The sequence below is a fragment of the Mesorhizobium sp. CO1-1-8 genome (assembly GCF_020164875.1).
Classification (GTDB): Bacteria; Pseudomonadota; Alphaproteobacteria; order Rhizobiales; family Rhizobiaceae; genus Mesorhizobium.
In genome coordinates this window covers 562,299-588,798 of sequence record NZ_JAIUGZ010000001.1, presented here as the reverse complement: position 1 = coordinate 588,798, position 26,500 = coordinate 562,299, and the positions used below count along the sequence as shown (strand labels likewise).

Annotated in this window: 28 protein-coding genes and 1 pseudogene; 17 read left to right on the top strand and 12 right to left on the bottom strand. The window is 62.5% G+C overall.

Annotation, left to right across the window (positions count from 1 at the left end):
• The first annotated feature begins 35 nt into the window (after positions 1-35).
• The 5 genes from LB558_RS03010 (at position 36) to LB558_RS02990 (ending at position 6,094) form a co-directional block, all read left to right on the top strand.
• Positions 36-962 (top strand): DMT family transporter, encoded by a 927-nt coding sequence (locus tag LB558_RS03010; RefSeq protein ID WP_224696136.1) that lies wholly within the window; start codon positions 36-38, stop codon positions 960-962.
• Positions 955-1,158 carry a hypothetical protein gene (locus tag LB558_RS03005; protein WP_224696135.1) on the top strand — a complete coding sequence of 68 codons (204 nt, stop codon included), beginning with the start codon at positions 955-957 and terminating at the stop codon, positions 1,156-1,158. Before LB558_RS03010 ends, LB558_RS03005 begins: the two co-directional genes overlap by 8 nt.
• A 162-nt stretch (positions 1,159-1,320) precedes the next feature.
• Positions 1,321-1,770: a MucR family transcriptional regulator gene (locus tag LB558_RS03000; protein ID WP_224696134.1), complete on the top strand. Its 450-nt coding sequence runs from the start codon at positions 1,321-1,323 to the stop codon at positions 1,768-1,770.
• A gap of 124 nt (positions 1,771-1,894) precedes the next feature.
• Positions 1,895-3,772, top strand: a complete 1,878-nt coding sequence (locus tag LB558_RS02995) for an ABC-F family ATP-binding cassette domain-containing protein (RefSeq protein WP_224696133.1) — start codon at positions 1,895-1,897, stop codon at positions 3,770-3,772.
• Positions 3,773-3,985: 213 nt separating this feature from the next.
• Positions 3,986-6,094, top strand: coding sequence for a molybdopterin-dependent oxidoreductase (locus tag LB558_RS02990; RefSeq protein ID WP_224696132.1), 2,109 nt, complete (start codon positions 3,986-3,988; stop codon positions 6,092-6,094).
• Between the two features lie 27 nt (positions 6,095-6,121).
• On the opposite strand, the gene LB558_RS02985 is transcribed toward LB558_RS02990, so the two are convergent.
• Positions 6,122-7,264 (bottom strand): flavin-containing monooxygenase, encoded by a 1,143-nt coding sequence (locus LB558_RS02985; protein ID WP_224696131.1) that lies wholly within the window; start codon positions 7,262-7,264, stop codon positions 6,122-6,124.
• 76 nt (positions 7,265-7,340) lie between these two features.
• Positions 7,341-7,820: an Lrp/AsnC family transcriptional regulator gene (locus LB558_RS02980; RefSeq protein WP_224696130.1), complete on the bottom strand. Its 480-nt coding sequence runs from the start codon at positions 7,818-7,820 to the stop codon at positions 7,341-7,343.
• Between the two features lie 221 nt (positions 7,821-8,041).
• Here LB558_RS02980 and LB558_RS02975 point away from each other — a divergent pair, with 221 nt between their 5' ends.
• The 8 genes and pseudogenes from LB558_RS02975 (at position 8,042) to LB558_RS02940 (ending at position 16,712) form a co-directional block, all read left to right on the top strand.
• Positions 8,042-9,250 carry a diaminopropionate ammonia-lyase gene (locus LB558_RS02975; protein WP_224696129.1) on the top strand — a complete coding sequence of 403 codons (1,209 nt, stop codon included), beginning with the start codon at positions 8,042-8,044 and terminating at the stop codon, positions 9,248-9,250.
• Entirely contained in the window at positions 9,247-10,473 is a 1,227-nt protein-coding gene (locus LB558_RS02970) for a Zn-dependent hydrolase (RefSeq protein ID WP_224696128.1), read from the top strand. Before LB558_RS02975 ends, LB558_RS02970 begins: the two co-directional genes overlap by 4 nt.
• A gap of 18 nt (positions 10,474-10,491) precedes the next feature.
• Positions 10,492-11,664, top strand: a complete 1,173-nt coding sequence (locus LB558_RS02965) for a M20 aminoacylase family protein (RefSeq protein WP_224696127.1) — start codon at positions 10,492-10,494, stop codon at positions 11,662-11,664.
• 99 nt (positions 11,665-11,763) lie between these two features.
• Positions 11,764-12,564, top strand: a pseudogene (locus LB558_RS02960) (arginase family protein).
• Between the two features lie 371 nt (positions 12,565-12,935).
• Positions 12,936-13,109 carry a hypothetical protein gene (locus LB558_RS02955; RefSeq protein ID WP_224696126.1) on the top strand — a complete coding sequence of 58 codons (174 nt, stop codon included), beginning with the start codon at positions 12,936-12,938 and terminating at the stop codon, positions 13,107-13,109.
• An 89-nt stretch (positions 13,110-13,198) separates the two neighbouring features.
• A complete protein-coding gene (locus LB558_RS02950; RefSeq protein ID WP_224696125.1) occupies positions 13,199-15,292 on the top strand; it encodes an ATP-dependent helicase in 2,094 nt (697 codons plus the stop codon).
• Between the two features lie 17 nt (positions 15,293-15,309).
• Positions 15,310-16,089 (top strand): 4-hydroxy-tetrahydrodipicolinate reductase, encoded by a 780-nt coding sequence (gene dapB / locus LB558_RS02945; RefSeq protein WP_224696124.1) that lies wholly within the window; start codon positions 15,310-15,312, stop codon positions 16,087-16,089.
• A gap of 395 nt (positions 16,090-16,484) precedes the next feature.
• Entirely contained in the window at positions 16,485-16,712 is a 228-nt protein-coding gene (locus tag LB558_RS02940) for a DUF680 domain-containing protein (RefSeq protein WP_023812599.1), read from the top strand.
• A gap of 187 nt (positions 16,713-16,899) precedes the next feature.
• Here LB558_RS02940 and LB558_RS02935 read toward each other — a convergent pair whose 3' ends face one another.
• The 3 genes from LB558_RS02935 to purM all read right to left on the bottom strand — a co-directional run bounded on the left by LB558_RS02935 (position 16,900) and on the right by purM (position 19,551).
• Positions 16,900-17,409 carry a SixA phosphatase family protein gene (locus LB558_RS02935; protein ID WP_224696123.1) on the bottom strand — a complete coding sequence of 170 codons (510 nt, stop codon included), beginning with the start codon at positions 17,407-17,409 and terminating at the stop codon, positions 16,900-16,902.
• Between the two features lie 352 nt (positions 17,410-17,761).
• The gene (purN, locus tag LB558_RS02930; protein ID WP_224696122.1) at positions 17,762-18,475 is read right to left on the bottom strand and encodes a phosphoribosylglycinamide formyltransferase; all 714 of its coding nucleotides are present in this window, start codon (positions 18,473-18,475) and stop codon (positions 17,762-17,764) included.
• A complete protein-coding gene (gene purM, locus LB558_RS02925) occupies positions 18,472-19,551 on the bottom strand; it encodes a phosphoribosylformylglycinamidine cyclo-ligase (RefSeq protein ID WP_127260670.1) in 1,080 nt (359 codons plus the stop codon). The genes purN and purM overlap by 4 nt, the downstream gene beginning before the upstream one ends.
• Positions 19,552-19,796: 245 nt before the next feature.
• On the opposite strand from purM, the gene LB558_RS02920 reads away from it, so the two are divergent.
• From LB558_RS02920 to hdaA, 3 genes are read left to right on the top strand one after another with little or no spacing between them, the layout of a single operon-like run.
• A complete protein-coding gene (locus tag LB558_RS02920; protein WP_224696227.1) occupies positions 19,797-20,324 on the top strand; it encodes a CDP-alcohol phosphatidyltransferase family protein in 528 nt (175 codons plus the stop codon).
• A gap of 1 nt (position 20,325) precedes the next feature.
• The gene (locus LB558_RS02915; protein ID WP_224696121.1) at positions 20,326-21,528 is read left to right on the top strand and encodes an AI-2E family transporter; all 1,203 of its coding nucleotides are present in this window, start codon (positions 20,326-20,328) and stop codon (positions 21,526-21,528) included.
• A 1-nt stretch (position 21,529) separates the two neighbouring features.
• Positions 21,530-22,234: a DnaA regulatory inactivator HdaA gene (gene hdaA, locus LB558_RS02910; RefSeq protein WP_224696120.1), complete on the top strand. Its 705-nt coding sequence runs from the start codon at positions 21,530-21,532 to the stop codon at positions 22,232-22,234.
• A 15-nt stretch (positions 22,235-22,249) separates the two neighbouring features.
• On the opposite strand, the gene LB558_RS02905 is transcribed toward hdaA, so the two are convergent.
• The 6 genes from LB558_RS02905 to LB558_RS02880 all read right to left on the bottom strand — a co-directional run bounded on the left by LB558_RS02905 (position 22,250) and on the right by LB558_RS02880 (position 26,009).
• The gene (locus LB558_RS02905) at positions 22,250-22,531 is read right to left on the bottom strand and encodes a hypothetical protein (RefSeq protein ID WP_224696119.1); all 282 of its coding nucleotides are present in this window, start codon (positions 22,529-22,531) and stop codon (positions 22,250-22,252) included.
• Between the two features lie 264 nt (positions 22,532-22,795).
• Positions 22,796-23,815: a hypothetical protein gene (locus LB558_RS02900; protein WP_224696118.1), complete on the bottom strand. Its 1,020-nt coding sequence runs from the start codon at positions 23,813-23,815 to the stop codon at positions 22,796-22,798.
• 298 nt (positions 23,816-24,113) lie between these two features.
• On the bottom strand, positions 24,114-24,773 hold the full coding sequence (locus LB558_RS02895) for a hypothetical protein (RefSeq protein ID WP_224696117.1): 660 nt from the start codon (positions 24,771-24,773) through the stop codon (positions 24,114-24,116).
• A complete protein-coding gene (locus LB558_RS02890; protein WP_318011602.1) occupies positions 24,763-25,317 on the bottom strand; it encodes a DUF6650 family protein in 555 nt (184 codons plus the stop codon). The genes LB558_RS02895 and LB558_RS02890 overlap by 11 nt, the downstream gene beginning before the upstream one ends.
• Before the next feature lie 111 nt (positions 25,318-25,428).
• Positions 25,429-25,818 carry a hypothetical protein gene (locus LB558_RS02885; RefSeq protein ID WP_224696115.1) on the bottom strand — a complete coding sequence of 130 codons (390 nt, stop codon included), beginning with the start codon at positions 25,816-25,818 and terminating at the stop codon, positions 25,429-25,431.
• Positions 25,818-26,009 carry a hypothetical protein gene (locus LB558_RS02880; protein WP_224696114.1) on the bottom strand — a complete coding sequence of 64 codons (192 nt, stop codon included), beginning with the start codon at positions 26,007-26,009 and terminating at the stop codon, positions 25,818-25,820. The genes LB558_RS02885 and LB558_RS02880 overlap by 1 nt, the downstream gene beginning before the upstream one ends.
• Between LB558_RS02880 and LB558_RS02875 the strand changes: the two genes are divergently transcribed.
• The gene (locus tag LB558_RS02875; protein WP_224696113.1) at positions 26,008-26,154 is read left to right on the top strand and encodes a hypothetical protein; all 147 of its coding nucleotides are present in this window, start codon (positions 26,008-26,010) and stop codon (positions 26,152-26,154) included. The two genes, LB558_RS02880 and LB558_RS02875, sit on opposite strands and share 2 nt — an antisense overlap.
• Here the strand turns inward: LB558_RS02875 and LB558_RS02870 are convergent.
• Positions 26,151-26,441, bottom strand: a complete 291-nt coding sequence (locus tag LB558_RS02870; RefSeq protein WP_224696112.1) for a hypothetical protein — start codon at positions 26,439-26,441, stop codon at positions 26,151-26,153. The genes LB558_RS02875 and LB558_RS02870 overlap by 4 nt on opposite strands.
• Between the last annotated feature and the right edge of the window lie 59 nt (positions 26,442-26,500).

Sequence of the window (26,500 nt, the reverse complement as noted above, 5' to 3'; positions counted from 1 at the left end):
TCCCGAAAAGTCGGAACCGGTTTTCGGACAGGATCATGGTCGAACGACAAAATAGAATCCCATCCCGATTGTTTCGGCAGGGATCCGGCTCGATATCCGCGTTGGTCTTCGCTGCCGGTGCGGTGGCGTTGTGGTCCACCAATGCGCTGGTCGGCAAATCCCTGCTGGCCAGCCACCCGGTGGCGCAGGTCCAGTTCCTGCAATTTGCAGGCGCTGCACTCGTCTTCGCCGCCATCCGATTGATGAGCCGGGAAAGAGTAGCACCGGTCACGGCCGGGGCGGCGCTCATCTCTCTCGCGGTCGGCTTCATCGGTCTGGTCGGCACCATGGTGCTGCAATACGTCGCCTTCGCTTCGATGCCGGTGATCGAGGCCAATCTGGTGGCCTACACCTGGCCGTTGATGGTTGCGGCGGCAGTCATTGCCTTGGAAAATCCGCGGCGTCCGGCAGTGTTGGGTCTCGCCGCGGTGGTAGGTTTCATCGGCGTCGCACTGGTGATTTCGGGAGGGCGCAATCGATCCTGGTTCGAGGGCGATCTGGTCGGCTATCTCGCCGCATTCGGGTCGGCGCTGTGCATGGCCTTCTATTCGATCATGGTGGGACGGGTCGCCACCCCAGCGGATCGCCTGTTGCTGCCATCGTCTTTGATCGGCGTCGCTTTGACGTTTCTGTGGTGCGCTCGCGACGGTTTCACCTGGCCCGTCGGCGCGGACCTGGCTCTCGGCCTCTATCTCGGCGCCGGTCCGATGGGCCTGGGCTACTATTTCTGGTCGCGCGCCTTGAAGCTTGAAGGCAGCGGCAGGGTCGCGGTGGTCGCCTATCTCACGCCGATCGCTTCGACCCTGCTTTTGACCTTGTCCGGCGAACGGCTGACGGTGACGGCCATTGTCGGAGCCATCCTCGTCATCGGCAGTTGTGTCGCGGTCGGTGTGGAACGTTCGGAGGCCGAAAACCATGTTTGACGAGAATGAGCGTCTGGCCATTCAGGAAGCGCGTTGGCTGATCGACGAATTCGGCGCCGAGGCACCGCTTTACGCCGCGATGAGGGCCGAAAAGGCGATAGAACAAAAGGATTTCGCGCGTTGCGCCCGTTGGAAGCGTATTCTGGAGATATTGGACGAAAGTCCTGCCGCTAAGTCTGCTGGTTCCAAGTATTAGATTTTCTAATTTGCACGGCGTCGATTTCGCATGAATGCTATTTTTGCCGATTCTTGATTCTTTTATGAGGCTTGGCGGTCCGTTGGGGGACGCGGTTAAAGAGATACATCGACACAAGTCTTCGCTGGGGTGGATGATTTTGTCGCAAATAAGGTGAAAGAATTGTCAAATATCGATGATAAGACCGTTATCGAGCTGACGGCCGATATTGTCTCGGCCTATGTAGGCAACAATCCTCTTCCGGCTTCCGGCCTGCCTGAGTTGATTGCCAGCGTCAGTGCTTCGGTTCGCAAGCTCGCTGGTGCAGTTGTCGCGGAAACTCCAAACCTGGTTCCGGCAGTCAATCCGAAGAAGTCGGTGTTTCCCGACTACATCATCTGCCTTGAGGACGGAAAGAAGTTCAAGTCGCTCAAGCGGCACCTGCGGACCGACTACGGCCTGAGCCCGGACGACTATCGGGCCAAATGGGGCTTGCCGCCGGACTATCCGATGGTTGCGCCAAACTACTCGGCGACGCGATCGGCGCTGGCAAAGTCGACGGGACTTGGCCGCAAGCCGGCAGCAGCGTCGGCCGCTGTCGCCAAGGCAACGAAGCGCAAGGCGACTGCCTGAGAACAGGCAAGCCACTGTTCGGCTGCTTTGACGGTGTCCTCGCGGGCGTCGTTTCGAGGCCTTGTGCGGCCAACTGGCCCGCAAGGCCTTGCGAAGCGTTGATGTCCGGTGCAAAAGCGCGGCCATGCTGATCATCAACGACCTATCGCTCCGCATGGCCGGACGCCTGCTTCTCGACCATGCCTCGCTGACCTTGCCGGCTGGCACCAAAGCCGGCCTTGTCGGCCGCAACGGTACCGGCAAGACGACGCTGTTCAAGGCCATAACCGGCGATTTCCCATCCGAGACAGGATCGATCAGCCTGCCGAAGAGCACCCGCATCGGCCAGGTGGCGCAGGAAGCACCAGGCACCGAGGATCCGCTGATCGAGATCGTGCTCAAGGCCGATCTCGAACGCACGGCGTTGCTCGAAGAGGAAAAGACGGCGACCGATCCGCACCGCATCGCCGATATCCATATGCGGCTGGCCGACATCGACGCGCACTCGGCCGAATCCCGCGCCGCTACCATTCTAGCCGGCCTTGGCTTCGATGACGCCGCGCAGAGGCGTCCGGCCTCGTCCTTCTCCGGTGGTTGGCGCATGCGCGTGGCGCTCGCCGCGGTGCTGTTTGCCGAGCCCGACCTTCTGCTGCTCGACGAGCCGACCAACTATCTCGATCTCGAAGGCACGCTATGGTTGGAAAACTACGTGTCGAAATATCCGCACACCGTGCTTTTGATCTCGCACGATCGCGACCTGCTCAACCGCGCCGTCAACTCGATCGTTCACCTCGACCAGAAGAAGCTGACCTTCTGGCGCGGCGGCTACGACCAGTTCGAGCGCCAATATACAGAGCAGAAGGAATTGCAGGAGAAGGGCCGCGTCAAGCAGGAAGCCGCCCGCAAGCATATGGAATCTTTCGTCGAGCGGTTCCGTGCCAAGGCCTCCAAGGCGAGACAGGCACAGTCGCGCATCAAGGCGCTGGAAAAGATGAAGCCGATCGCGGCCCTCGTGAACGATTCGGTGCGGCCGTTCTCGTTCCCCGAACCGGTGAAGACGGTGGCCTCGCCGATCGTGGCGCTGAACAACGTCAATGTCGGCTACACCGAGGGCCAGCCGATCCTGAAGAAGATGACGCTGCGCATCGACGCCGACGACCGCATCGCGCTGCTCGGCGCCAACGGCAACGGCAAGTCGACCTTCGCCAAATTGCTGTCCGGCCGGCTGAAGCAGGAGAGTGGCACCATGACGGTGGCGCCCGGGTTGAAGGTGGCGATCTTCGCCCAGCATCAGCTCGACGATCTCCGGCCGGACGAAAACGCCTACGAGCATGTCCGCCGGCTGATGCCGGAGGCGCCGGAATCGAAGGTCCGCGGCCGCGTCGCCCAATTCGGCCTCACCACGGAAAAGATGAACACCGCCGCCAAGGACCTGTCGGGCGGCGAAAAGGCGCGGTTGCTGATGGGTCTGTCGGCCTTCGAAGGCCCGAATCTGTTCATCCTCGACGAACCGACCAACCACCTCGACATCGACAGCCGCGAATCGCTGATCCATGCGCTGAACGAATTCCCTGGCGCCGTCATCCTGATCTCGCATGATCGCCATCTGCTGGAGGCGACCGCCGACCGGCTGTGGCTGGTCAAGGACGGCGCGGTCAACCCGTATGATGGCGATCTGGAAGATTACAAGACGCTGGTCACCGGCGTGTCCGGCGATCGCCGCGGCAAGCGCGAGGCGGACAAGGCGTCAAAGGCCGATCGCCGCCGCGATGCAGCGGCACGCCGCGCCGCCTTCGAGCCGCTCGCCAAGGAAATCCGCGCCACCGAAGCGCTGATGGACCGCATCCGCAAGCGCATCGACGGCATCGAGGACGAACTGTCCAATCCGGCGGTGTACGAGAAGGATCCCTCGACGGCGACACGGCTGGCCAAGGAGCGCTCGCAACTGGCCCAGACGCTGGCCGGCCACGAGGAAAAGTGGCTGTCCATGTCGGCAGAGCATGAGGAAGGCACGGCGGAGTGATTTACCCTCCCCCTTGTGGGAGGGTCGATCCGCGAAGCAGGCGGGTGGGGGCAGCGCGGGAGTTCACCCCACCCCGGCGCTGCGCGCCGACCTTCCCCATCAAGGGGAGGGTGAGTCGCCGCCTCATGCCGGGCGGAAATCGTATCCACAAAGGCGGCTTATCAAGCAAAACTGGCCCTACACGCCGTGCTCGAAAGCCGTTACACAAATGCCATGAACCAGCACGCCAAGCTCCGCATCGGCCATTCGGCCTGTCCGCATGATTGCCCTTCGACCTGCGCGCTTGAGGTCGAACTGCTCGACGGCAACCGCATCGGCCGCGTCCATGGCGCCAAGTCCAACAGCTACACGGCCGGCGTCGTCTGCGCCAAGGTCGCGCGTTACGCCGACCGCGTCCATCATCCCGACCGTTTGCTGAAGCCGCTGATCCGCGCGGGTGCCAAGGGCGATGGTGCCTGGAAGGAAGCGAGTTGGGAGGCCGCGCTCGACCTCGTCGCCGAAAAGTTCATTGCGGCCGAGGAGAGATACGGCTCGGAGACGGTCTGGCCCTACTACTATGCCGGCACGATGGGGCTGGTGCAGCGCGACGGCATCGACCGGCTGCGCCACGCCAAGAAATATTCCGGCTTCTTCGGTTCGATCTGCACCAATCTGGCCTGGACCGGCTGGATGATGGGGGCCGGCGCCTTGCGCGGGCCGGACCCGCGCGAGATGGCGAAATCCGATTGCGTGGTGATCTGGGGCACCAATGCCGTGGTCACGCAGGTCAACGTCATGACCCACGCCATCAAGGCGCGCAAGGAGCGCGGCGCCAAGATCGTCGTCATCGACGTTTACGAAAACGCGACGATGAAGCAGGCCGATCTCGGCCTCGTGCTGAAGCCGGGTACCGACGGCGCACTGGCCTGCGCGGTCATGCATGTCCTGTTCAGGGAAGGCATGGCCGATCGCGCCTATCTCGAAAAATATACTGACGACCCGAAAGGGCTTGAAGCCCATCTCGTGACGCGCACGCCGGAGTGGGCGGCAGGGATCACCGGCTTGACGGTTGCCGAGATCGAGGCCTTCGCCCGCCTCGTCGGCACGACGAAAAAGACCTATTTCCGCCTCGGCTATGGTTTCGCGCGCCAGCGCAATGGCGCCGTCAACATGCATGCAGCGTCCTGCATCGCGGCTGTCACCGGCAGCTGGCAATATGAGGGCGGCGGTGCCTTCCATTCCAATTCCGGCATCTTCAAGCTCAACCAGGATGTGCTGGAAGGCACGAAGATGCGCGATCCCTCGATCCGCCATCTCGACCATTCGCGCATCGGCCCGGTGCTGACGGGAGCCAGCGACGCGCTCTATGGCGGCCCGCCGGTGACGGCGATGCTGATCCAGAACACCAATCCGGTAAATGTCGCGCCGGAGCAGCGGCTGGTGCGCCAAGGCTTCCTGCGCGACGACCTGTTTACCTGCGTGCACGAGCAGTTCATGACCGACACGGCCAAGCTTGCCGATGTCGTTCTGCCGGCGACGATGTTCCTGGAACATGACGATGTCTACAAGGGTGGCGGCAACCAGCACATCACGCTTGGCCCCAAATTGATCGAGCCGCCGGAAGGGCCACGCACCAACCATTTCGTCATCGAGGAACTGGCAAAACGCCTCGGCGTCGCCGACCGCCCGGGCTTCGGCCTGACCGAGCAGCAGCATATCGACATCATTCTCGGCAAGCGCGGGCTGGGCAGCTTCGACAGCTTGAAGGAAGACAAGTGGGTCGACCTGCAGCCGGATTTCGAGGCCGCGCACTTCATCAACGGCTTTGGCCATGCGGACGGCAAATTCCGCTTCCGCGCCGACTGGATCGGGCAGGCGGCGCCCAACCGGCCGCCGAAAAGCATGGGCCTGTTCGGCCCGGTGGCGCGGCTGCCGGAATTTCCCGACCATGTCGACCTGATCGAGGTCGCCGACGAGGTGCATCCGTTCCGGCTGACGACGTCGCCGGCGCGCAATTTTCTCAATTCGACCTTTTCGGAGACTCCGGTGTCCAAGGCCAAGGAGGGCCGGCCGGAACTCCTGCTGCACCCCGACGATGCCGTGGCACTTGGGCTGGCCGACGGCGACCGTGTCGAGGTCGGCAACACCCGCGGCGAAGTCGTGCTGCATGCGAAGCTGTTTGACGGCCTCAAGCGCGGCGTCGTCATCGCCGAAGGCATCTGGCCAAACAGCGCCCATGAGCGCGGCGAAGGCATCAACGTTCTGACCGGCGCCGATGCGCCGGCGCCCTATGGCGGTGCTGCCTTCCACGACAACAAGGTCTGGCTGCGCGCGGCAGGCTAAGATTGGCGAGAACCCAATCTCGCTAAATCACACCGGCAGTGTTTCTGCAGCTTTCTTTCGGTTTCGCCGCAGGCGGATGTCGTCAGCGATCTGCTCAGCCTCGATCGAGATCTCGCGCAGCAATCCGGTGACCGGATTGTGAAAGCCGATGAGATAAAGACCGAGGTCCGAGGCACTCGCATTGACGCCGCTGCCGCCCGGCTGGACGCCGGGCTCCAGCAATCTGGCATAGCCCGGCCGGAAGCCGGTGGCGAAGATGATCGCATCGAACTCGCCATGCTTGCCGTCGGCAAAACGGGTGCCTCGTTCGGTGATCTCGGCAATATCGGGTGCGACCTTGATCGCACCTTCGCGGATCTTGCCGACCGTACCGATATCGATCGTCGGGATGCGCGACGAGAGCGCGATCTGCTGCAGCATTCCTTGCTGCGGCCGCCTGAGCCCGTACTTCCCCAGCCTGCCCAAGGCCAGATCGAGGATGATGGGGAACAAGGCATCGTTGATGCGTTGCGGCATCAGGCGAGCCGCCATGCCGATCATCTGGATGGGCACGCCGAGCAACTCGCGCGGCACGATATGAACGCCGCCGCGCACCGAAATCGTAGGTCGCGCACCGCCTTCCACCAGATCGAGCGCAATCTCGGCCCCGGTGTTGCCCATGCCGACGATCAGCACCGACTGGCCGGCAAAAGGCACGGCGTTGCGATAGTCGGCGCTGTGCAGGCTTTTGCCCTTGAAGGCATCGGCGCCGGCAAATCCGGGCATCAGTGGCTCGGCGTTGTTGCCCGACGCAATCACGACATTTGAAGCGTGCAGGGGGCCGGTTGTCGTGTCCACGAGCCAGCTTCGGCCTCGCCGGCTGATCGCCCGCACCGTTTCTCCAAATCGGGGCCGCAGATCGAAGCGTTGCGCGTACGCATCGAGATATTCGGCAAAGAGATCGCGCGGCACATAGCGCGGATAGTCCCTGGGGAAGGGTGCGAAGGGCAGCGAGGAATAGCGTTTGGTCGTGTGCAAATGGACGCGCTCGTAGTGGCGTCGCCAGGCGGGGGCGGCCTGCTGCTCTTTTTCGAGCAGGACGAAATCCTGCCCTGCCTGCCGCAGGCACGCGGCAATGGCCAGGCCCGCCGGCCCGGCACCGATGATCGCAACTGGTGTGGTGTCGTCCAAGCGCGCCTCCGTCGACAAACTCGCTTCCGGAGAATGGCAAAAACATGGCAGCCGGAGCCTGCCATGCCTGCAGCGCTCAGCCGGGCAAGGGCACCGTCAGTCCGACCTTGACCCGGTCCATGGCAACAAACGTTCGGAACTTGCGGACATTGTTGCTGTCGAAGAACAGTTTTCGCGTCAGCGCCTCGTAGGCGCCCATGTCGGCCACGGCGATGACCAGGATGAAGTCGGCCTCGCCGGTGACATAGTAGCATTGCTGGACTTCAGGGATTGTCGAGAATTGCCGCTTGGCCGCGTCGATCAGTTCGGCACGTTCGCTCTCGAGTTCCACCTCGACGAAGATGGTGATGGGCTGGCCGACCGCTGCCGGCTCGATGATCGCGACATTGCCGGCGATGACGCCGTTCTGCTCCATGCGCTTGATGCGGCGCTGCACCGCCGGCGCCGACAGGTTCACCGCCTCGCCGATCAGCCGTTGCGGCGTCGTGTTGTCGCGCTGCAGGATGGCAAGGATGGCGAGATCGAAACTGTCGAGCGGGGGTGACGATGGAGGCAATGGAGATATCCCTGGCGAAACAAACTTGCATTTGGGAGGGCATATTACAGCGCTCCTTGCGCCAATCCTGCAATATATTCTCGCTGAACGTCAGAGCATTATGCCGAGAAGTGTGAAGCGGTTTTCGGACGACATCATGCTCTCTATTTCTTTGATTTAGAGACGGATTCAGATTTCGGGTCGATTCGACCCGAAATCATCCGGCTCTAGGGAGACCGCCAGTGTTCCTGCTCAACCGCAATGCTTTGCATCGCCTGCCACTCGATCCGGCCGATGCCGATACCCTTGGCGTTGCCGGCGCCGACACGGTCGAGCGCTTTCTTGTCCATCGCGACAATCACCGGATGACGCCGCTGCATGCGCTGCCGGCGCTCGCCGCCGAATTCGGCCTTGGCGCCATCCATATCAAGGATGAAGGCTTTCGCCTCGGCCTCGGCAGCTTCAAGGCGCTTGGCGGCGCCTATGCCGTCTTCCGCCTGGTGCTGGAAGAGGCCGGCAGCCGGCTTGGCCGGCCCGTCGATGTGGCCGATCTCGATCAACCTGATGTGCGGGCCGTCGCTGCTGCGATGACATTTGCCTGTGCGACCGACGGCAATCATGGCCGCTCCGTCGCGCAAGGCGCGCAACTCGTCGGTGCGCGGGCGGCGATCTTCGTCCATGCCGGCGTCAGCGAGGAGCGCATCGCCGCGATCGCCCGCTATGGCGCCGAGATGATCCGCGTCGACGGCAATTATGACGATTCGGTCAGGCAAGCTGCTCAGGTTTCGGCCGAGAAAGGCTGGACCGTGGTCTCCGACACCTCGTGGCCGGGCTATGAGCGCATTCCCGGCCTCGTCATGCAGGGTTATACCGCGATCGTGCGCGAAGCCTTGCGCCAACTCCCTCGGACGCCAACCCACGTCTTCGTGCAGGCCGGTGTCGGCGGCATTGCCGCCGCGCTGGCCGGACATCTTGCCATCGTGCTCGGGGATGCCAGGCCGACCTTCATCGTGGTCGAGCCGGCGCGTGCCGCCTGTGTTTTTGCAGCCGCCCAGGTCGGGCGTCCGGTCAGGGTCGCGCACGGCCGGCCGACGGTGATGGCCATGCTTGAATGCTACGAGGCCTCGCCGGTCGCCTGGCGGGTTCTGGCGCGTGCCGCCGATGCCTTCATGACAGTTGATGAGGCCGACGCCGTCGCGGTGATGCGGCGGCTGGCGCGGCCGGCCGCCGGGGATCCGGAGATCGTCGCCGGCGAAAGCGGCGGCGTCGGCGTTGCCGGGCTGATCCGGGCGGTGGCCGAAAACAAGGCCGAGCTTGGACTTGGTGGCAAATCCCGGGTGCTGGTGATCAACACCGAAGGCGCCACCGACCCGCATCGTTATGCCGAACTGGTTGGCATGAGCCCGGCCGATGTGCTGGCCGGCAAGATGACGGCCGAGGCAACGGGATGATCGCGATCGATACAAAGCGCCTGCTCGGCCGTATCCGCGAACTCGGCGCCGTCGGCCGCGACAGTGAAGGCAGGCTTATCCGGTTGGCCGCCTCCGACACCGACAGGCAGGGCCGCGATCTCTTCGTCGGCTGGCTGCGGCAGGCCGGGCTCGATGTCGCCATCGACCGGGTCGGCAACATATTCGGCATCTGGCAAAGCCCGGAAAACACCGGGCAGGCACCGCTGCTCATCGGCTCGCATATCGACACCGTCATCGATGCCGGTATCTATGACGGCTGCTACGGCGTGCTTGCCGGCCTGGAAGTGATCGAGACGCTCAAGGCATCGGGCTTTTCGCCGTCGCGCCCGATCGCGGTCGCCGCTTTCACCAATGAGGAGGGCGTGCGCTACACCCCAGACATGATGGGCTCGCTGGTCCACGCCGGCGGCATCGATGCCGAAACGGTGCTGGCGGCTGTCGGCACCGATGGCAGCATGCTCGGGCAGGAACTCGCCCGCATCGGCTATGCCGGCGACCGGGAGCCCGGCTTTCTCAGGCCGCATGCCTATCTTGAACTGCATATCGAACAGGGGCCGGTGCTGGAGCGCGAAGGTCTGCCGATCGGCGCGGTGGAGAATCTGCAAGGCATCTCCTGGCAACGCATCACCATCGACGGCGTCGCCAACCATGCCGGCACCACGCCGATGTCGATGCGCAGCGATGCCGGCCACGCCGCCGCCCGGGTCATCACCTTCCTGCTCGACCGGACCAAAGCCTCGAACGCGCCGACCGTCGCCACCGTGGGTACAATCCGCTTTGAGCCGAATGCCATCAACGTCATCCCTTCGCGCGCCGTCTTCACCATCGATCTGCGCGACCCCGACGAACAGCGCCTGCAGGCGGGGGAGGCGGCGCTTGCCGCCTATCTCGAGGAGCTTGCCGCCGCCGCGAACGTGTTCATCTCGGTCGAGCAACTGGCCCGCTTCGAACCGGTGATCTTCGACCGGCGCATCGTCGAACAAATCGAGGCCGCCGCGAAACAGCGCGGCCTTGGCGTCAGGCGCATGACATCGGGCGCCGGCCACGACGCGCAGATGCTGGCGCGTATCGCGCCTGCGGCGATGATCTTCGTGCCGAGCGTTGGCGGCATCAGCCACAATCCGCGCGAACACACCGACGAAGCCGAGCTTGTTGCCGGCGCCAACATCCTGCTTGATGTGGCCGCGCGACTGGCAAAGTAGGTCAGGAGGGGCAGCAGAATGTCTGAACTCGATCGTGATGCGCTGAAGCAGGAAATGATTTTCTGGCGGCGCGATCTGCATGCGCATCCCGAATTCGGCTTCGAGGAGAAGCGCACCGCAGCCTTCGTCGCCGCCAAACTGCGTGAGTTCGGCCTCGACGATGTCACCGAAGGCGTCGGCGGCACCGGTGTCGTCGGCACGCTGAAGCGCGGCAGCGGCAACCGGTCGATTGCGCTCAGGGCCGACATGGATGCGTTGCGCATATCAGAGCAGTCGGACGCACCCCACCGTTCCGGCAATCCCGGCATCATGCATGCCTGCGGCCATGATGGCCACACCACCATGCTGCTCGGCGCGGCAAAGCTGCTGGCGGAGCAGGGCGGTTTCGACGGCACCGTGCGCTTCGTCTTCCAGCCGGCCGAGGAATGGGGCAGGGGCGCGCTCGCCATGCTCGACGATGGGCTGATGCAGCGCTTTCCCTTCGACGAGATATTTGGCCTGCACAACATGCCCGGCCTGCCGATCGGGCATTTCGAGACCCGTGCCGGCCCCATAATGTCGGCCGAGGATATCTTCGAGATCGTGCTCAAAGGGCTCGGCGGCCATGCCGCGCGGCCGCATGCGGGCAACGAAACGCTGGTCGCCGCCTGCGCGCTGGTCACCAATTTGCAGACCATCGTCTCGCGCCGGCTGAGCCCGGCCGACATATCGGTGGTTTCGGTGACCGAGCTGATCACCGACGGCACCCGCAACGCCCTTCCCGGCCTTGCCCGCATCCTCGGCGATGCGCGCAGCTTCCGTCCCGAGGTCAGCGCCGAGATCGAGCGGCAGATGCGCATCATCACCGAGGGCACCGCCGCCGCCTACAATGTCACCGCCGAAGTCGATTACAGCAGGGAGTTCGTGCCGCTGCGCAACGATGCCGAGCTGGTCGATGCCGCATTCGCCGCCGCGCGAAGCGTCTTCGAGCCCGGCAACATCGCCGTCGCCCGCGAACCGATGACTGCCTCCGAGGATTTCGCCCGCTTCCTCGACTATGTGCCGGGCTGTTTCGTCTTCCTCGGCAATGGCGAGGGCTCGGCGCCGCTGCACAATTCCAGCTACGACTTCAACGATGACGGGCTGTTGTTCGGCACGAATTTCCATGTCGCCGTGGTCAGGCAAAGGCTGGGTGGCGAGGCGGGAAGATGATCGCGTTTTGATCGCCGGACCGCGCTCGCCGCTGGCCCAAACACCACCGCTATTGCCAGCCAGCTCCGGAGTTTATTGAATTCCTTTGACGGAGATCGGATGCCGATGACCAGGATTTCGCTGCTGGGAATTCCCCACGACGACAACTCGTCCTTCGCCAAGGGCGCAGCACTGGCGCCCGCCCATATCCGTCCCGAACTCTTCAGCGATGCCTATAGCATGTGGAGCAAAACCGGTTTCGACCTGACGGACAGGCTGGTCGACCATGGCGACATCCGTTTCGACGCCGCCGATCCATGGGACCTGATCGAACGCGAAGTCGGGCGCGTGCTGGAACTGGGCGATCCGCTGATCTGCCTCGGCGGCGACCATGCCATCTCCTGGCCGGTGCTGCGAGCGGTGCGCCGCCTGCACTCCAGCCTGACCATTCTGCACATCGACGCGCACCCAGACATGTATAATGCCTATCAGGGCAATCCGCGCTCCCACACCTCGCCCTTTGCCCGCATCATGGAAGAGCGGCTTGCCGACCGCCTCATCCAGGTCGGATTGCGCACGGTCAACGACCATCATCGTGACCAGTTCGAGCGGTTCGGTGTCGAGGTGATCGAGGCCGCGCGGTTCACTGCTGATCTGCGGCTCGACCTGACCACGCCGGTCTATATCTCGATGGATATCGACGGGCTCGACCCGGCTTTTGCGCCGGGTGTCTCGCATCGCTAACCCGGCGGCCTGACCACCCGTCAGGTGATCAACCTGATTCAGTCGGTCAACCAGCCGATCGTGGCGGCTGATATCGTTGAGTTGAATCCCGCTCGCGACATTGCCGATCTGACTGCCGGCGTGGCGGCAAAACTCCTCAAGGAGATTGCCGGGATGATGGTCAAGACAAGCTTGTGACGGACCGGCGACCGACAGGGCTGTGCGCGTCGGTACGTTTTCAACAAAGACAATCCCCCAATGACGCAGGGGAAAGACTCAGCTAACCTCACCTGTGCGGCGGACTTAATTATCCGCTTGGCCGGCGCTTCATTCCTCCTCCCAAGCGGCGCCGGCCTTCTTCCCCAAAAACCCGTCCGGGACGCCACAGCGGCATGCGGCAGGACACGAATCTCGCAAACGCCAAGTTCCGCCTCCGGTGCCCCGAGAATGCATCGGGAAGCGCTGGCGAACCATAGCCGCCCTCCATCTTCGACTGCTCGCGTGGACGATTGGCAAGGGAACCAAAGGCGGTTTCCCCGGTTGGTTCTGCTCCAAAGGAGTATTGCACCATGTTCCGTCTGCTCGTCGCTGGCGCCTTCGCCTATGTCACGTATCGTATCGCCAGGAAGATGATCGAAAACGTGCCCGATACAGTCGACCCGCTGCTGTTGCCGCCGTCACAATATGATCGCGAGACCTTGCGGCGGCAGTCGGCCGACATGGGCGTCGATCCGCAACGCTAAAGACACGGACGTCGCGCTTCGGCCTGTCGAGCATGAGGCCAGCCTCGCATCGACGTTGCGAACAAAGCAGAAACGATGCTTGATGGGCGATGAACCTCGCCACTGCTGATTCGACCTTTCGGGAACCAACCGTCCAGCCTGCCTATCTCGCCCGGCTGAACGACGCCCAACGCCAGGCCGTCGAGCATGGCGACGGCAAGATCGCCGGCCCGCTGCTGGTCATTGCTGGCGCGGGTTCGGGCAAGACCAACACGCTGGCGCATCGCGTCGCCCATCTGATCGTCAAGGGGGCTGACCCGCGCCGCATTCTGCTGATGACGTTTTCGCGCCGCGCCGCGTCCGAAATGGCAAGGCGCGTCGAGCGCATTGCCGGCGAGGTGCTCGGCCGCGATGCAGCTGTCATCACCGATGCGCTGACCTGGGCCGGCACCTTTCACGGCATCGGCGCGCGGCTGCTGCGCGACTATGCGCTGGAGATCGGCCTCGACCCGGCCTTCACCATCCATGATCGCGAGGATTCCGCCGACCTGATGAACCTGGTCCGCCACGAACTAGGCTTCTCGAAGACGGAAGCGCGCTTCCCCACCAAGGGAACCTGCCTTGCCATCTATTCGCGCGCCGTCAACGCACAGGCGCCGCTCAACGAGGTATTGGGTTCCGCCTTTCCCTGGTGCGCCGGTTGGGCGGAGCAGCTGAAAGAATTGTTCGCCGGTTATGTCGAGGCCAAGCAGGCGCAAAACGTGCTCGATTACGACGATTTGCTCCTCTATTGGGCGCAGATGGCGGCGGAGCCCGAGATAGCAGCGCATCTGGGCGGGCGTTTCGACCATGTGCTGGTCGATGAATACCAGGACACAAATCGCCTGCAGGCTTCGATCCTCATGGCACTGAAACCCGACGGCGCCGGGCTGACGGTGGTGGGCGACGATGCGCAATCGATCTATTCGTTCCGCGCCGCCGAGGTGCGCAACATCCTCGACTTCCCCAACCAGTTTGCGCAAGCAGCCGATGTGGTGATGCTGGAGCGCAATTACCGCTCGACTGAAACGATCCTGGCTGCCGCGAATGCGGTGATCGGTGAAGCCTCGGAGCGCTTCACCAAAAACCTGTGGTCGGAGCGCAAATCCAGCGACCGGCCAAAACTGGTAAGCGTGCGCGACGAAGTCGAGCAGGCCAATTTCGTCTGCGACACGATCCTGGCCGAGCGCGAGGCGGGCACAGCGCTGAAATCCCAGGCGGTGCTGTTTCGCGCCTCGCACCACAGCGGGCCGCTGGAGATCGAACTGACGCGGCGCAACATTCCCTTCGTCAAGTTCGGCGGCCTGAAATTTCTCGATGCCGCTCACGTCAAGGATGTGCTGGCGGTGCTGCGCTTTGCCGAAAATCCGCGCGACCGGGTCGCCGGCTTCCGCGTGCTGCAATTGATGCCGGGCATCGGCCCTTCGGCCGCCGCGCAGATCGTCGAGACCATGACGACGGCGCTGGATGAGGCCATGGGGCTGGCCGGCTGGCGTCCGCCGCAACGCGCGGCGGATGACTGGCCGGGCTTTGTCTCGCTCTATTCCGGTCTGCGCGCCGGCGCCAAATGGCCGGCCGATCTCGAACAGATCAGGCTGTGGTATGAGCCGCATCTGGAGCGCATCCACGAGGACGCGACGACGCGCCGGGCCGACCTGTTGCAACTGGAGCAGATCGGCTCGGGCTATGCCTCGCGCGAGCGCTTCCTCATCGAACTGACGCTCGATCCGCCGGACGCCACCAGCGACCAGGCCGGGCCGCCGCATCGCGACGAGGACTATCTGATCCTGTCGACCATCCATTCGGCCAAGGGCCAGGAATGGAAGAACGTCTTCGTGCTCAACACGGTCGACGGCTGCATCCCGGCCGATCTCGGCGTCGGCACCAAGGAAGACATCGAGGAGGAGCGCCGGCTGCTCTACGTGGCGATGACGCGGGCCAAGGACAATCTCAACCTGGTCATGCCGCAGCGCTTCTTTCCGCACGGCCAGGCGGCGCGCGGCGACCGCCATCTCTATGCCTCGCGCACCCGCTTCATCCCGGCTTCGATCCTTGCCGCATTCCAACAGGTGTCGTGGCCGAGCGCACAGGCGGCACAGGGCAGGGCGGCCCGGCCGGAGGTGCGCGTCGACATCGGCGCGCGCATGCGCGGCATGTGGAAATAGCCGCGGGATAGCGCGCCATGTCGAAACCACCGGTCAGGGTCGCCATCGCGGGTGCGCTGGGCCGCATGGGCCGCCAGATGGCGGACGCCGTGCAGGGCGACGCGCGGCTGGCGCTCGCCGCCCGCTTCCACCGGCCGGGCAGTGTCGGCGAAGGTCTGGTGAGCCGTGACGAGGCGCTCGCCGTGGCCGAAATCGTCATCGATTTCACCACGCCGGAAGCCTCGGCAGATCTGGCCAGGATTTGCGCCGAGCGCGGCAGGCCGGCCCTGGTCATCGGCTCTACGGGTTTCGATGCCGCTCAATCGGCTACGATCGCCGACGCCGCGAAAACGGTTCCCATCGTGCGCTCCGGCAGCTTTTCGCTCGGTCTCAACATGCTGGTCGGACTGGTCGAGCAGGCGGCGCGGGCACTCGATCCCGATGACTGGGACGTGGAGATCGTCGAGGCGCATCATCGCCTCAAGGTCGATGCGCCATCGGGAACGGCGCTGATGCTGGGGCAAGCCGCGGCCAGCGGACGCGGCATCGACCTGGACACGGTTGCAAGGCGCGTTCGCGCCGGCGTTACCGGCGCGCGTCCGCCCGGTGAGATCGGCTTTGCGGTGCTGCGTGGCGGCGGCATCATCGGCGAACACAGCGTGAGCTTCTGCGCCGACAGCGAGCTTGTGACCTTGTCGCATGCGGCCGGCGACCGCGTCATGTTCGCCCGCGGCGCCATCGCCGCCGCGCTCTGGCTCGAGGGACGCCTGCCAGGCGAATACGACATGCGCGACGTGCTGGGTCTGAACGGCTCATAGCAGGGCCGATTTGTCGCCCCGGAGTGGATGTCCGGACCATATCCTCGTCCATCTTCCCACCCCTAGAAAGCGTCTGATGCGGCCAGACTGCTTCAAACCGAACCGTTCAGTTCGATTTCTGTTGACGCACTGTGTCGCGGATGGTGAACGACGGCTTGGTGAATGATCGCGGCCGGTGATGGGTGTTGCTGCGTAAACATCTGATTTTAAAGGGTTAAATTATGCCCGCCGAGACCCTGTGTCAAATTTCAAGGCCTGGATTCGAGCCGCGGGGGAACATCTTCGTGATTGGAATCCGCAGCAGGGCAAACCCATCTCGGGGTGGTCCGAGCGACGCGAAATTCCTCCCAAGGGCACGCCACTAGACGGACATGACAAATACTGGAGTAATTAAAATGACCAAGATCGCACTCACCGCCGCCGCCATCCTCGTTGCCACGGGCACCGCTTTTGCCGGCAGCGACAACTATGGCTCCTACAATGCCAACCAGCCGGTTGCGAACCAGTCCGTGTCCAACATCGACACCACGCACACCGGCTCGATCCCGAAGTCCGTAAAGACGCAGGGTGATGCCAATGCCAACGTGCCGGCCCAGTCGGGCCAGGGCATCTGGGGTCGTTGATTTCTGAAGTCTGCGACCACAAAGAGCGGTGGGCTTTGCCCGCCGCTCTTGTTTTTTATGCGTGACGACGCCGATGCCGCTTCCGGGAACAAAGCCGTACGGCATCTGGTCTTATCGTTAGAGGAACCGTCCTCCCAACATGGCAACTGACTATCAAGCGGAAGGTTTGGCCTGCCGCGCCTGGATTCTAGCCCAGATCCTTCGGCCGCAGGCAGTGTGTCAGCCGGGCGGAAGACAGGCCGGACCAGTCGCCTTCGAAGACGAAGCGCGCAAGGGCTGACGTCGGGAACTTGTCATCGAGTGTCTTGCGTGCCGTAGTCTCCGATCCCGACCTCGCAAGCTGTTTGGCCAGATCTTCCAGGCCCGGATTGTGAGCGATCACCAGCAAACTGCCGCACGACGGGTCCGTTTGATGAACCTGGCCCAGAATGCCTGTCGCCGAAGCGCCATAGAGCGCCTCGATGAACGCGATCCGTGGGTGAGTGGGCAGTTCAGTTGCTACCAGCCGCCAGGTGTCGCGGGTGCGCAGCGCCGCCGACACCAGCGCCAGGTCCGGCAGCCAGTCGCGCGCCGCAAGTTCGCGCCCCATCAATCGGGCCGCCTTCAATCCGCGTTCGGCCAGGGGACGATCGAAGTCGTCGAGTGCGGGATCGTCCCAGCTCGATTTTGCGTGGCGAAGCAGGAGAAGCTGTTTCATCAATTTGTGTCCGACCAAGGAATGTCGGCATGAAAATCTTTGCCATGCCCGCCGCCGTGCCTCGTACCGGCTTCGATGTCGAAAGCCGCGGCGAGCGCACCAAAGACAAACAGCCCGACGCGCCGTTCGCCCTTATCCCATCGGATAGTAATATCCTGCCCACCGATAGCCCAGGCACCCGATCGAATATGGATTGCGTCAACGACCGAGCCGGGCTCGTCACCTTTGGCTCGGTAGAGATAGAAATACGCCGTGGCGTTTTGCGCATCTCCCGCCTCGTCGTACTCGAAAACGCCAGCCAGATCGCCTTTCGTCCGGATCGCGCTGTCGAAACGTCCATTGGCCTTGGCCCTCAGGGCGTGATGCGCGCCAGATGTTCGAGGTCGGCTTCCTCGCGCAGCGGGTCGGGGGCCATCACCACCGAAGTGCCGTTGTCGGCATCGTCGGCAAAGTGGGCGAGCACGGTGCGGCCGGCCTCCATGCGCGCCTTGCCTTCGGCAACCAGCCCCAGCGCCAGCGGATAAAGCCGGTGTTCGGTCTTCAGCACCCGGGCAGCCAGCGTATCCGCAGTGTCGCCGACCATCACCGGCACGGCCGCCTGTGCGATGATCGGGCCGTCGTCCATCTCGGAGGTGACGAAATGCACGGTGCAGCCGTGGATGCGGATACCTGCGGCCAGTGCGCGCGCATGGGTGTCGAGCCCCTTGAACGCCGGCAGCAGGGCAGGGTGGATGTTGATCATGCGGCCCTGCCATCTCTGGACGAAGCCGGGGGTGAGGATGCGCATGTAGCCGGCCAGCGCCACGATCTCGGCATTGGAGGCTGCGAGCGCCGCGTCGATGGCGGCATCGTGCGCCTGCTTGCTGCCATGGTCGGCACGCGAGACGACCTGCGTGGCGATGCCGCGCGCCCTGGCGATGCCGAGCCCGGCGGCATCCGCCTTGTCGGAAATAACACCGACGATCTCTGCCGGGAACGCCGGGTCGCTGGCCGCGGCAATCAGCGCGGTCATGTTGGAGCCACGTCCCGAGATCAGAACAACGGTGCGTTTCCTCTGCGCGCTCATAGGCCGATCGAGCCCCGATAAATGACGCCGGCGTCGCGGCGCGGCACGATGCGGCCGATCGGCGTCACCGTCTCGCCGGCCTCCTGCAGCACGGCGGCGACCTGCGCCGCCTGGCCGGACGCGACCGCCAGGATCATGCCGATGCCGCAATTGAAGGTGCGCATCATTTCTTCCGGCGCGACGCCGCCGGTCTTGGCCAGCCACGAAAACACGGGAGGGACGTCGATCGCCTCGAGGTCGAGCTCGGCCGAAAAATCCTTGGGCAGCACGCGCGGAATGTTTTCCGGGAAGCCGCCGCCGGTGATATGGGCGAGCGCCTTGATGCCATGCGTGTTGCGGATCGCCTTGAGAATCGACTTGACGTAGATCCGGGTCGGCTCGAGCAGCGCCTCGGCCAGAGTGGCCTCGTCGTTGAACGGTGCCGGATCGCTCCACGCCAGACCGCTGACGGCGACGATGCGGCGCACCAGCGAATAGCCGTTCGAATGCAGGCCGGAGGAAGCCAGGCCCAGCAGGACGTCGCCTTCGACAATGTCATCGGTGGGCAGCAATTGGCCGCGTTCGGCAGCACCCACCGCAAAGCCGGCGAGGTCGTAGTCATTGCCGTGATACATGCCGGGCATCTCGGCCGTCTCGCCGCCTATCAGCGCGCAGCCGGCCTGGCGGCAGCCCTCGGCAATGCCGCCGACGATTGCGGCACCCTGGTCGGGATCGAGCTTGCCGGTCGCGAAATAGTCGAGGAAGAACAGCGGTTCGGCACCTTGCACGACGATGTCGTTGACGCACATGGCGACGAGGTCGATGCCGATCGTGTCGTGCTTGCCGGCATCGATGGCGATCTTGAGCTTGGTGCCGACGCCGTCATTGGCCGCCACCAGCACCGGATCGGTAAACCCTGCCGCCTTGAGGTCGAACAGGCCGCCAAACCCACCGATCTCGCCGTCGGCGCCCGGCCGGCGCGTCGCGCGCACCAGCGGCTTGATCTTCTCGACCATGAGATTGCCGGCATCGATATCGACACCGGCCTCGGCATAGGTGAGCCCGTTCTTGCGCTTGTTCACGTCGCGCTTGCTCATTTCGGGTGCCCGTTCAACAATTTTCCTTGTCGCGGGCTCTTCGCATGAACGGTTTCTGTCCGCAAGGATAACGGCCATCTCGGCCTACAAAACCGTGGACAGCGCGCGCGTACAGGCGCTCGTGATTGGCGAAAGCCAAGCTGAAGGGCCGCTCTCCCGTGCGTGCGGGGAGATCGGCAGCTTCTCCCTTGTTGCCACCCACCACCTTCATCATCTATCTCCGGCCAAGAGGAGGTGCCGAGCATTTGACCATCCCCAACCTGATCACCATCCTGCGCCTTGTCCTGGTGCCGGCGGTGGTGCTGGCGATGCTGCAGGCGCGCTGGGACTGGGCTTTTGCCGGGTTCCTCGTCGCCGGCATTTCCGACGGCGTCGACGGGTTCATCGCCCGCCGTTTCAACCAGCAGTCCGCGCTCGGCGCGTATCTCGACCCGGCGGCCGACAAGCTGCTGCTGGTTTCGGTGTTCGTTGTCATGAGCTTCATCGGGCAATTGCCGCTGTGGCTTGTCGTCATCATGGTGTCGCGCGACGCGTTGATCGTCGGCGCGGTGGTGTTGTCCGCCATCATGACCCACCCGGTCGAGATGAAACCGTTGTTCGTGTCGAAGGCCAACACCGCGATCCAGATCGTGCTGGCCGCGCTTGTGCTGGGAGAACTTGCCCTTGCCGTTCACCTCGACCCGCTGAGGTCAGCCCTCATATTGCTGTCCGGGGTCTTGACCGTGGCTTCGGCCGCGGCCTATCTCGTGACTTGGCTGAGGCACATGAGCTGACATGACGAAGGCTCCACTCCGGACATCCGAGACAGAAGCGGCAGCGGTCGAGGCCGCGGCCGCCGACATAGCCGCGTCCGCGACCTTTCGCCGCCAGATCTTCTTCTGGCTGGCCGGCGCCGCGCTGCTTGCGCTTTTCCTCTATGTTTTCAGCGCCATCCTGCTGCCCTTCGTCGCCGGCATGGTGCTTGCCTATTTCCTCGATCCCGTCGCCGACCGGCTGCAGCGGCTCGGCCTGTCGCGTTTCATGGCGACGGTGGTCATCCTCATCACCTTCCTCATCGTGCTGGTCCTGGCCTTCGTCATCCTCATTCCGGTTCTGGCCACGCAGATGGCCGATTTCGCCGGCAAATTGCCGGAATATCTGACCCGGCTGCAAAGCCTGATCACCTCGTTCGATCCGAAATGGCTGGAACAGAAGTTCGGCGTCAACGCCAATAGCTTGCGCGACGGGCTGAATTCGCTGCTGACCTCCGGCTTCGGCCTGGTCACCACTGTCTTCACCTCGCTGTGGAGTTCCGGCATGGCGCTGGTCTCGGTGGTCAGCCTGTTCGTGGTGACGCCGGTGGTCGCCTTCTACATGCTGCTCGACTGGGACCGCATGGTGGCGGTCATCGATGGCTGGGTGCCGCGCGACAACGTCGCGACCGTGCGCGCCATCGCCCGCGACATCAACAGCGCGACAGCCGGCTTCGTGCGCGGTCAGGGCACGCTGTGCCTGGTGCTGGGCGCCATGTATGCCACCGGGCTGACGCTGACCGGATTGAATTTCGGCATCCTCATCGGCCTGTTCGCCGGGCTGATTTCCTTCATCCCTTATGTCGGCTCGCTGACCGGGCTGGTGCTGGCCGTCGGTGTCGCCTTCGTCCAGTTCTGGCCGGACTGGACGATGATCGCCGCGGTCGCGGTCGTGTTCTTCATCGGCCAGTTCATCGAGGGCAACATCCTGCAGCCGCGGCTGGTCGGCAAAAGCGTCGGCCTGCACCCGGTATGGCTGATGTTTTCGCTGTTTGCCTTCGGCGCGCTGTTCGGCTTCGTCGGCCTGCTGATAGCCGTGCCGGCTTCTGCCGCCGTCGCCGTGCTGGTGCGGTTCGCTATAGCCCGCTATCTCGAATCGCCGCTCTACAAGGGCCGCGGCGCGGCACCTGTGCCGCAGCTTGCGGCCGATCGCGGCGGCGGCCACCGCACGCAACCGCGTCGCTGAAGTGACTGCCCAGCCAACCGACCCGCCGCGCCAGCTGCCGCTCGATCTCGGCCATGGCACCGGCTATTCCCGTGACGACCTCGTCGTCTCCGGCACCAACAACCAGGCGGTGGCGCTGGTCGACCGCTGGCCGGACTGGCCATCGCCGGTGGTGGTGCTGGCCGGTCCCGCCGGTTCGGGCAAGACCCATCTGGCCTCGATCTGGCGCGCTCGTGCCAATGCGGTGACGGTCGACGCCAGGCGCATCGGCGACAGCATTGCCAATCTCGGCGCACGGCCGGCGCTGATCGACGATGTCGATACCGGGACGGTTGACGAACAAGGCCTGTTCCATCTGATCAATGCGGTGCGTGGTGCCGGCTCGCAACTGCTTCTGACGGCGCGCCGCTTTCCGTCGGCCTGGGGTGTCGGCCTGCCTGATCTCGTCTCGCGGCTGAAGGCAGCGGCGACCGTGGAAATCCATGAACCCGACGATCTCCTGCTGGCAGGCGTCATCACAAAACTGTTCGCCGACCGCCAGATCGAGGTCGAGCCGCATGTCGTGCAGTATCTGGTCCGCCGCATCGAGCGCTCGCTGGCGACTGCGATGCGCGTGGTGGAGCGGCTCGACCGGACCGCGCTCGAACGCAAGACGCCGATCACCAGGGCGCTGGCAGCCGAAACCGTCAACGCCATGGATGAAGGGCAGGGCGAATTCGAGATTTAGCCTGAGAAGCCAGTCTCAGAGCCACATTCTGGCGAAGTGACGGACCGCGAGGTAGACGGCGGAGTGGGCGGCGATATAGCCGGCGGCGACCCGCACAAACATTCCGATACTGGCACGCCAGGAGCGGGAGACGACGGCGCCTGGGACCTGCCTCGCCTGTCTGCGGCTTTCACGGTTGTTCCACATCGCCAGTGCGGCGCAGGCAATTGCCCACGTCACCATGAACGGAACGGTGATGCCGGCATAGGCAAAGTAGGCCGGTCCGAAAAGCGACACCCAGGCATCGATTCCAAGCATCTGAACCCCTGTTTGCCGAATCGGCCCGCGGCCGCCGGATGCACGACCGGAGCCGGAGCAAGTGACCATATGGCTGCGCCGGGCATTGGGCTGTGAGGGGATGGTCGGAGTGGAGAGATTCGAAATCTCAATAGGTGTAATAAAATCTAGTGGTTAGATGATATTTTGTAACGTTGAAACAGGCATCAAAATGGACGTTGCGCGACCTTTGTAAAACCCAATTCCCGATTCCGGCGGTGAGTCCGGCCGAACATGACAACCGGATCAAAAGAGCTTTACCGGCAAGTCCTTTTGTTCTTTGCAGTTGAGTATCTGCGACCAATCGATCGTGGCGGTGCTGCCGAGCAGCGTCGGCGGGTTCCCCGCGATAAAATAGTTATTGTGTTCCTTAAAGTTCTTTGTGAGGACTTCCACGTCAGAGAAAATACAGCCTGAAAAATCGCACACCTCAAACGCATAACGATAATTTTGATGATGGCTTAGTGATGCTATTGAAGACACGGATGCTATAGAACAGGCCCGGAATGTGCATCTATCAAATCTGTTATCGATAGACACATTGTTCCAGAGTGAGATTGTCGTTCCTATGAATTTTACACGGCGTAAGTCATTTATACTGTAATTTACGTCAACAGAAAATTCACCACCGTAGTATGTGATGACGTCGAATCCGGGAATGAAATGCCAATACGTTGTATAATCATCGTATTGGTAGTCATTATCTCGCTCTGGAGGTGAGAACGCAATATCTCTACCGGTATTTGCTCCGTTCTCATCACCCGATCGCATCACCCCCGAAATTTCCGACCGATGGCGATTCCCGTGGTCGAGCCTCATGTGATCTTCGACGAAATCAGCCAAGAGGTTCATCGCCCGGAACGCATAATTTTCCTCTCCACTATCGATAAGGACACCAAGTGTCGCAACGCCAGCCGACACATGAGATGCCTTGGTGGGCTCGCTCAGCAACTTCGCGCCCTCTTGAAGAAGTCGCGCCCGTCCCTCGCTTTCGGATTGGTTGGCTTGTCGGGCGCTAATTGAACCACGCCAACTAATTGTGCAAAATGTCACCAGAGCAAAAAGTGCGACGCCGAACGGAGCTAGCGCCTGTGCTAATTTGGTGTCGCTCTCGCCGTCGAAACCATCCGCAAAAATGTAGAGGAACGCACCGACGACCGCGACGATCGTCAGAACGGCACTCGTAATCGACAAAGCATACCAATGATTTTCTGTAATCGTTGGCCAATCGCCGACCGGTTGCTCGTTGCCGCGCTTAACCGCCATGATTGTCTCCCTTGTGGCGAAGGTAGTCACGCGCGGGGCAAACCAAAAGCCCGTCGCGTGGAGTAGCGGGCTTCTGCTGATCGGCGAGGATTACGACGTCATCAGGCGATAGGCGGCGAGCGCCGATGCCAGGATGCAAAGCGCCGATAGCATGCCCGCCACGATTCCGGTCCAGCGGGCCAACTGATCCAACGGTTTGTGCCGTCATCGAACTTCGGCCAGTGCTCGTCATCATAGATCATGCCGGGGTTCACGGCCCTCGCGTGGCATAGCGGTTACTTTCCGTCCGGCGGGCAATTTACAGTTCGTAGCGCTCAATAGCTTTTGAAGCACCTTTCAATTCCTGCCGTGACAGGTTGATCAGTTCTTCCCATCGCTCCGCGAGGTTTGACGCCTTGCGGTTTAAGATCGCAATCTCATGCTGTATCTCTTTATAGACTTTGTCGCTGACGTATCGATCGCCCGATGGGCGCCATGTCGATCTTCCATGCCCATCGTATGTATACAATCCGTAAAAGCTCATATAGAAATCAAGCGCCTCTTTTGAAAAAATTTCATAGATCGATTGAATCTTAGAGTTGTGGAAGTGGAATATGTCATTCTCTCGATAGTATATTAAGCTCTGCAGTCCCCTATAATCGTCTTCATCCATATATGTTTCCACAGCTTTTTGCTTCAAGGTGTAAAATTGATTCCTATCAATGAATTTTAAAATCGAATTTAATTTATCTACATCGTCCGACATGACATTGTCGTCAAATCTTTCGCCCTCTTGGTATTCCGCGATTTCGGTGCTCACCCATGTCACGAGAGCCGCAAGAAGCAGGATAACTCCAGCAATGTTGAAGCTCGCCAAGTTGATTGGCCATTGAACCCAGATCAGTGAGCCAACCAATGCAAGGATAGAGCCTATCCGGGCGATTCTGTTGGGGTGTTCTGGGACTATCTTAAGGTTCATAGCTATCGCGCTCAGAGGCTATCGGGAAGATCGACGCAAGGTCTTCCTCAACGTCGATTTCGAATTCGGCCGCGAGAGCCGAAAGCTGCAATCCGAAGGTCGCCCGCAATTCGCCTAGGGCCACGAAATATCCGGGCGTCAGTGCTCGCTCTCCACGATCATGCCAACGGGCGGGCGGTCCACGGTCAAAGTCGTCGCCAAGACGATAAGCGATGTTCCGATAGTCGGGCGGCGCGTCTTCAAGGAAGTGCCGGCAGGCGGTGCGCAGATGCCGGACGCGGCGCGCGGCCCGCGAGTCCTCCGGGAGGTCATTCAAGACCTGCGTAAGCTCATTACGGATTTCTATGATGGAGCGTTCGACGTCGCCAGGGATTTCGAAGTTCGATGGCACGTAGAGCACGCGCCGGTTCTCCAAGAAATTGAACAGCCGCAAGATCACTGTCCGTTGTGCGACTGGCGGGTTCCAGCTTGCGCTAACGCTAAGGAACCCTATGCCGGTGAGCCTGCTTCGAATGGCGTCAAAGCCGCGTCGAACGATTGCCATCTGTTGTTCCCCCGTGCCCGCTCGCATCATTGGCTTGGTAGGTCGCAAAAGGGAAGCCCGGCGCTAGGCTAGGGTGTAAATCGCAACAACCATCGCATGAGATTGGTTACTTCATCGGCGAGGTCGCGGTGTCGCAAGACAGGTGATGAAGAGCCATGGCCTTCCGGTTGGCGCTATACCCGCAAGAGAACGGGCGGGCAGGTCTGATCCTGCCCGCCCGTGATCTTTGGTGCGCGAAGGGATGCGCGCGCCTAGGGCGCGGTTTTCTCGTAAATCTCCCCCCAGCTTTCCGGCGCTTACACCACCGACATCAAGCAAGGCCTCCGTGATTGCCCTGTCGCGGGCCTCATCTTCCGTCTCGGTGATATCCTTCAGCCGCTCGATGAGCGCGTGAAACCGGTCCTCAGCGATGAAAGTGTTCGGCCTGGCTAGCGGCTCGACAGCCCGATACTTCGCGGAAGCAGCGGGAACGATTTTTGCAAGTGCGGGATTGAGCGCCATTACGCGGCCTCTTGAAGCGAAACGTCTTCGCGGCAGGTGTCCGGCACGATGAAGCCCACTTCAGCCAGGGCGATGATGATGGCGTTCCGGGGATCGAAGTCGGTGTGAGCGTCAACCAGCGCGTCCACAAGGGCGGTCCACTGGTCATGCGGAAGGTAGATGTCGGCCGGACGTGAGGCATGCGAGGTCATGATATTCCTGTGTAAGGGTTGCCTCGACAAGCTCGGTATCGCTCAACCGGCCGGCGATGCCTTCGCGAAGCTTCGCCGCGAATACATCATCCACTCCCACGCTGGCATAGCGCCAGTCATTCCGGGCCGCGTCATCGAAGGCTAGTCTGGCCTGATAATTCCGGAGTGCGATCTGGTCGGCGGCGAGGGATAGCGTCCGACCGTTACAGGCTTGGTGCCGGCCTCGACCGCGCGGCGCTCGCCGAGCGCAATCTTGTGCTGAAGGTCGGCAACCGCTCCAGGCAAGAGTTTGAGGGCGGTTCGATAGTCCGGGCCTAACGCTGTTCGCAGTTCCGTCTTCCCGTTCATGAAGGGCCGAAGCTCTTTCGGGATCACCAACCGGGCGAAGAATCGACCATCCCGGTCGAGTAAGTTTCGCATCTTGCCAGCCATCAAGTTCCGTCCATTTTGTTACGCGATTTGTAACATCAATACGGACAGAAATCGTTGTA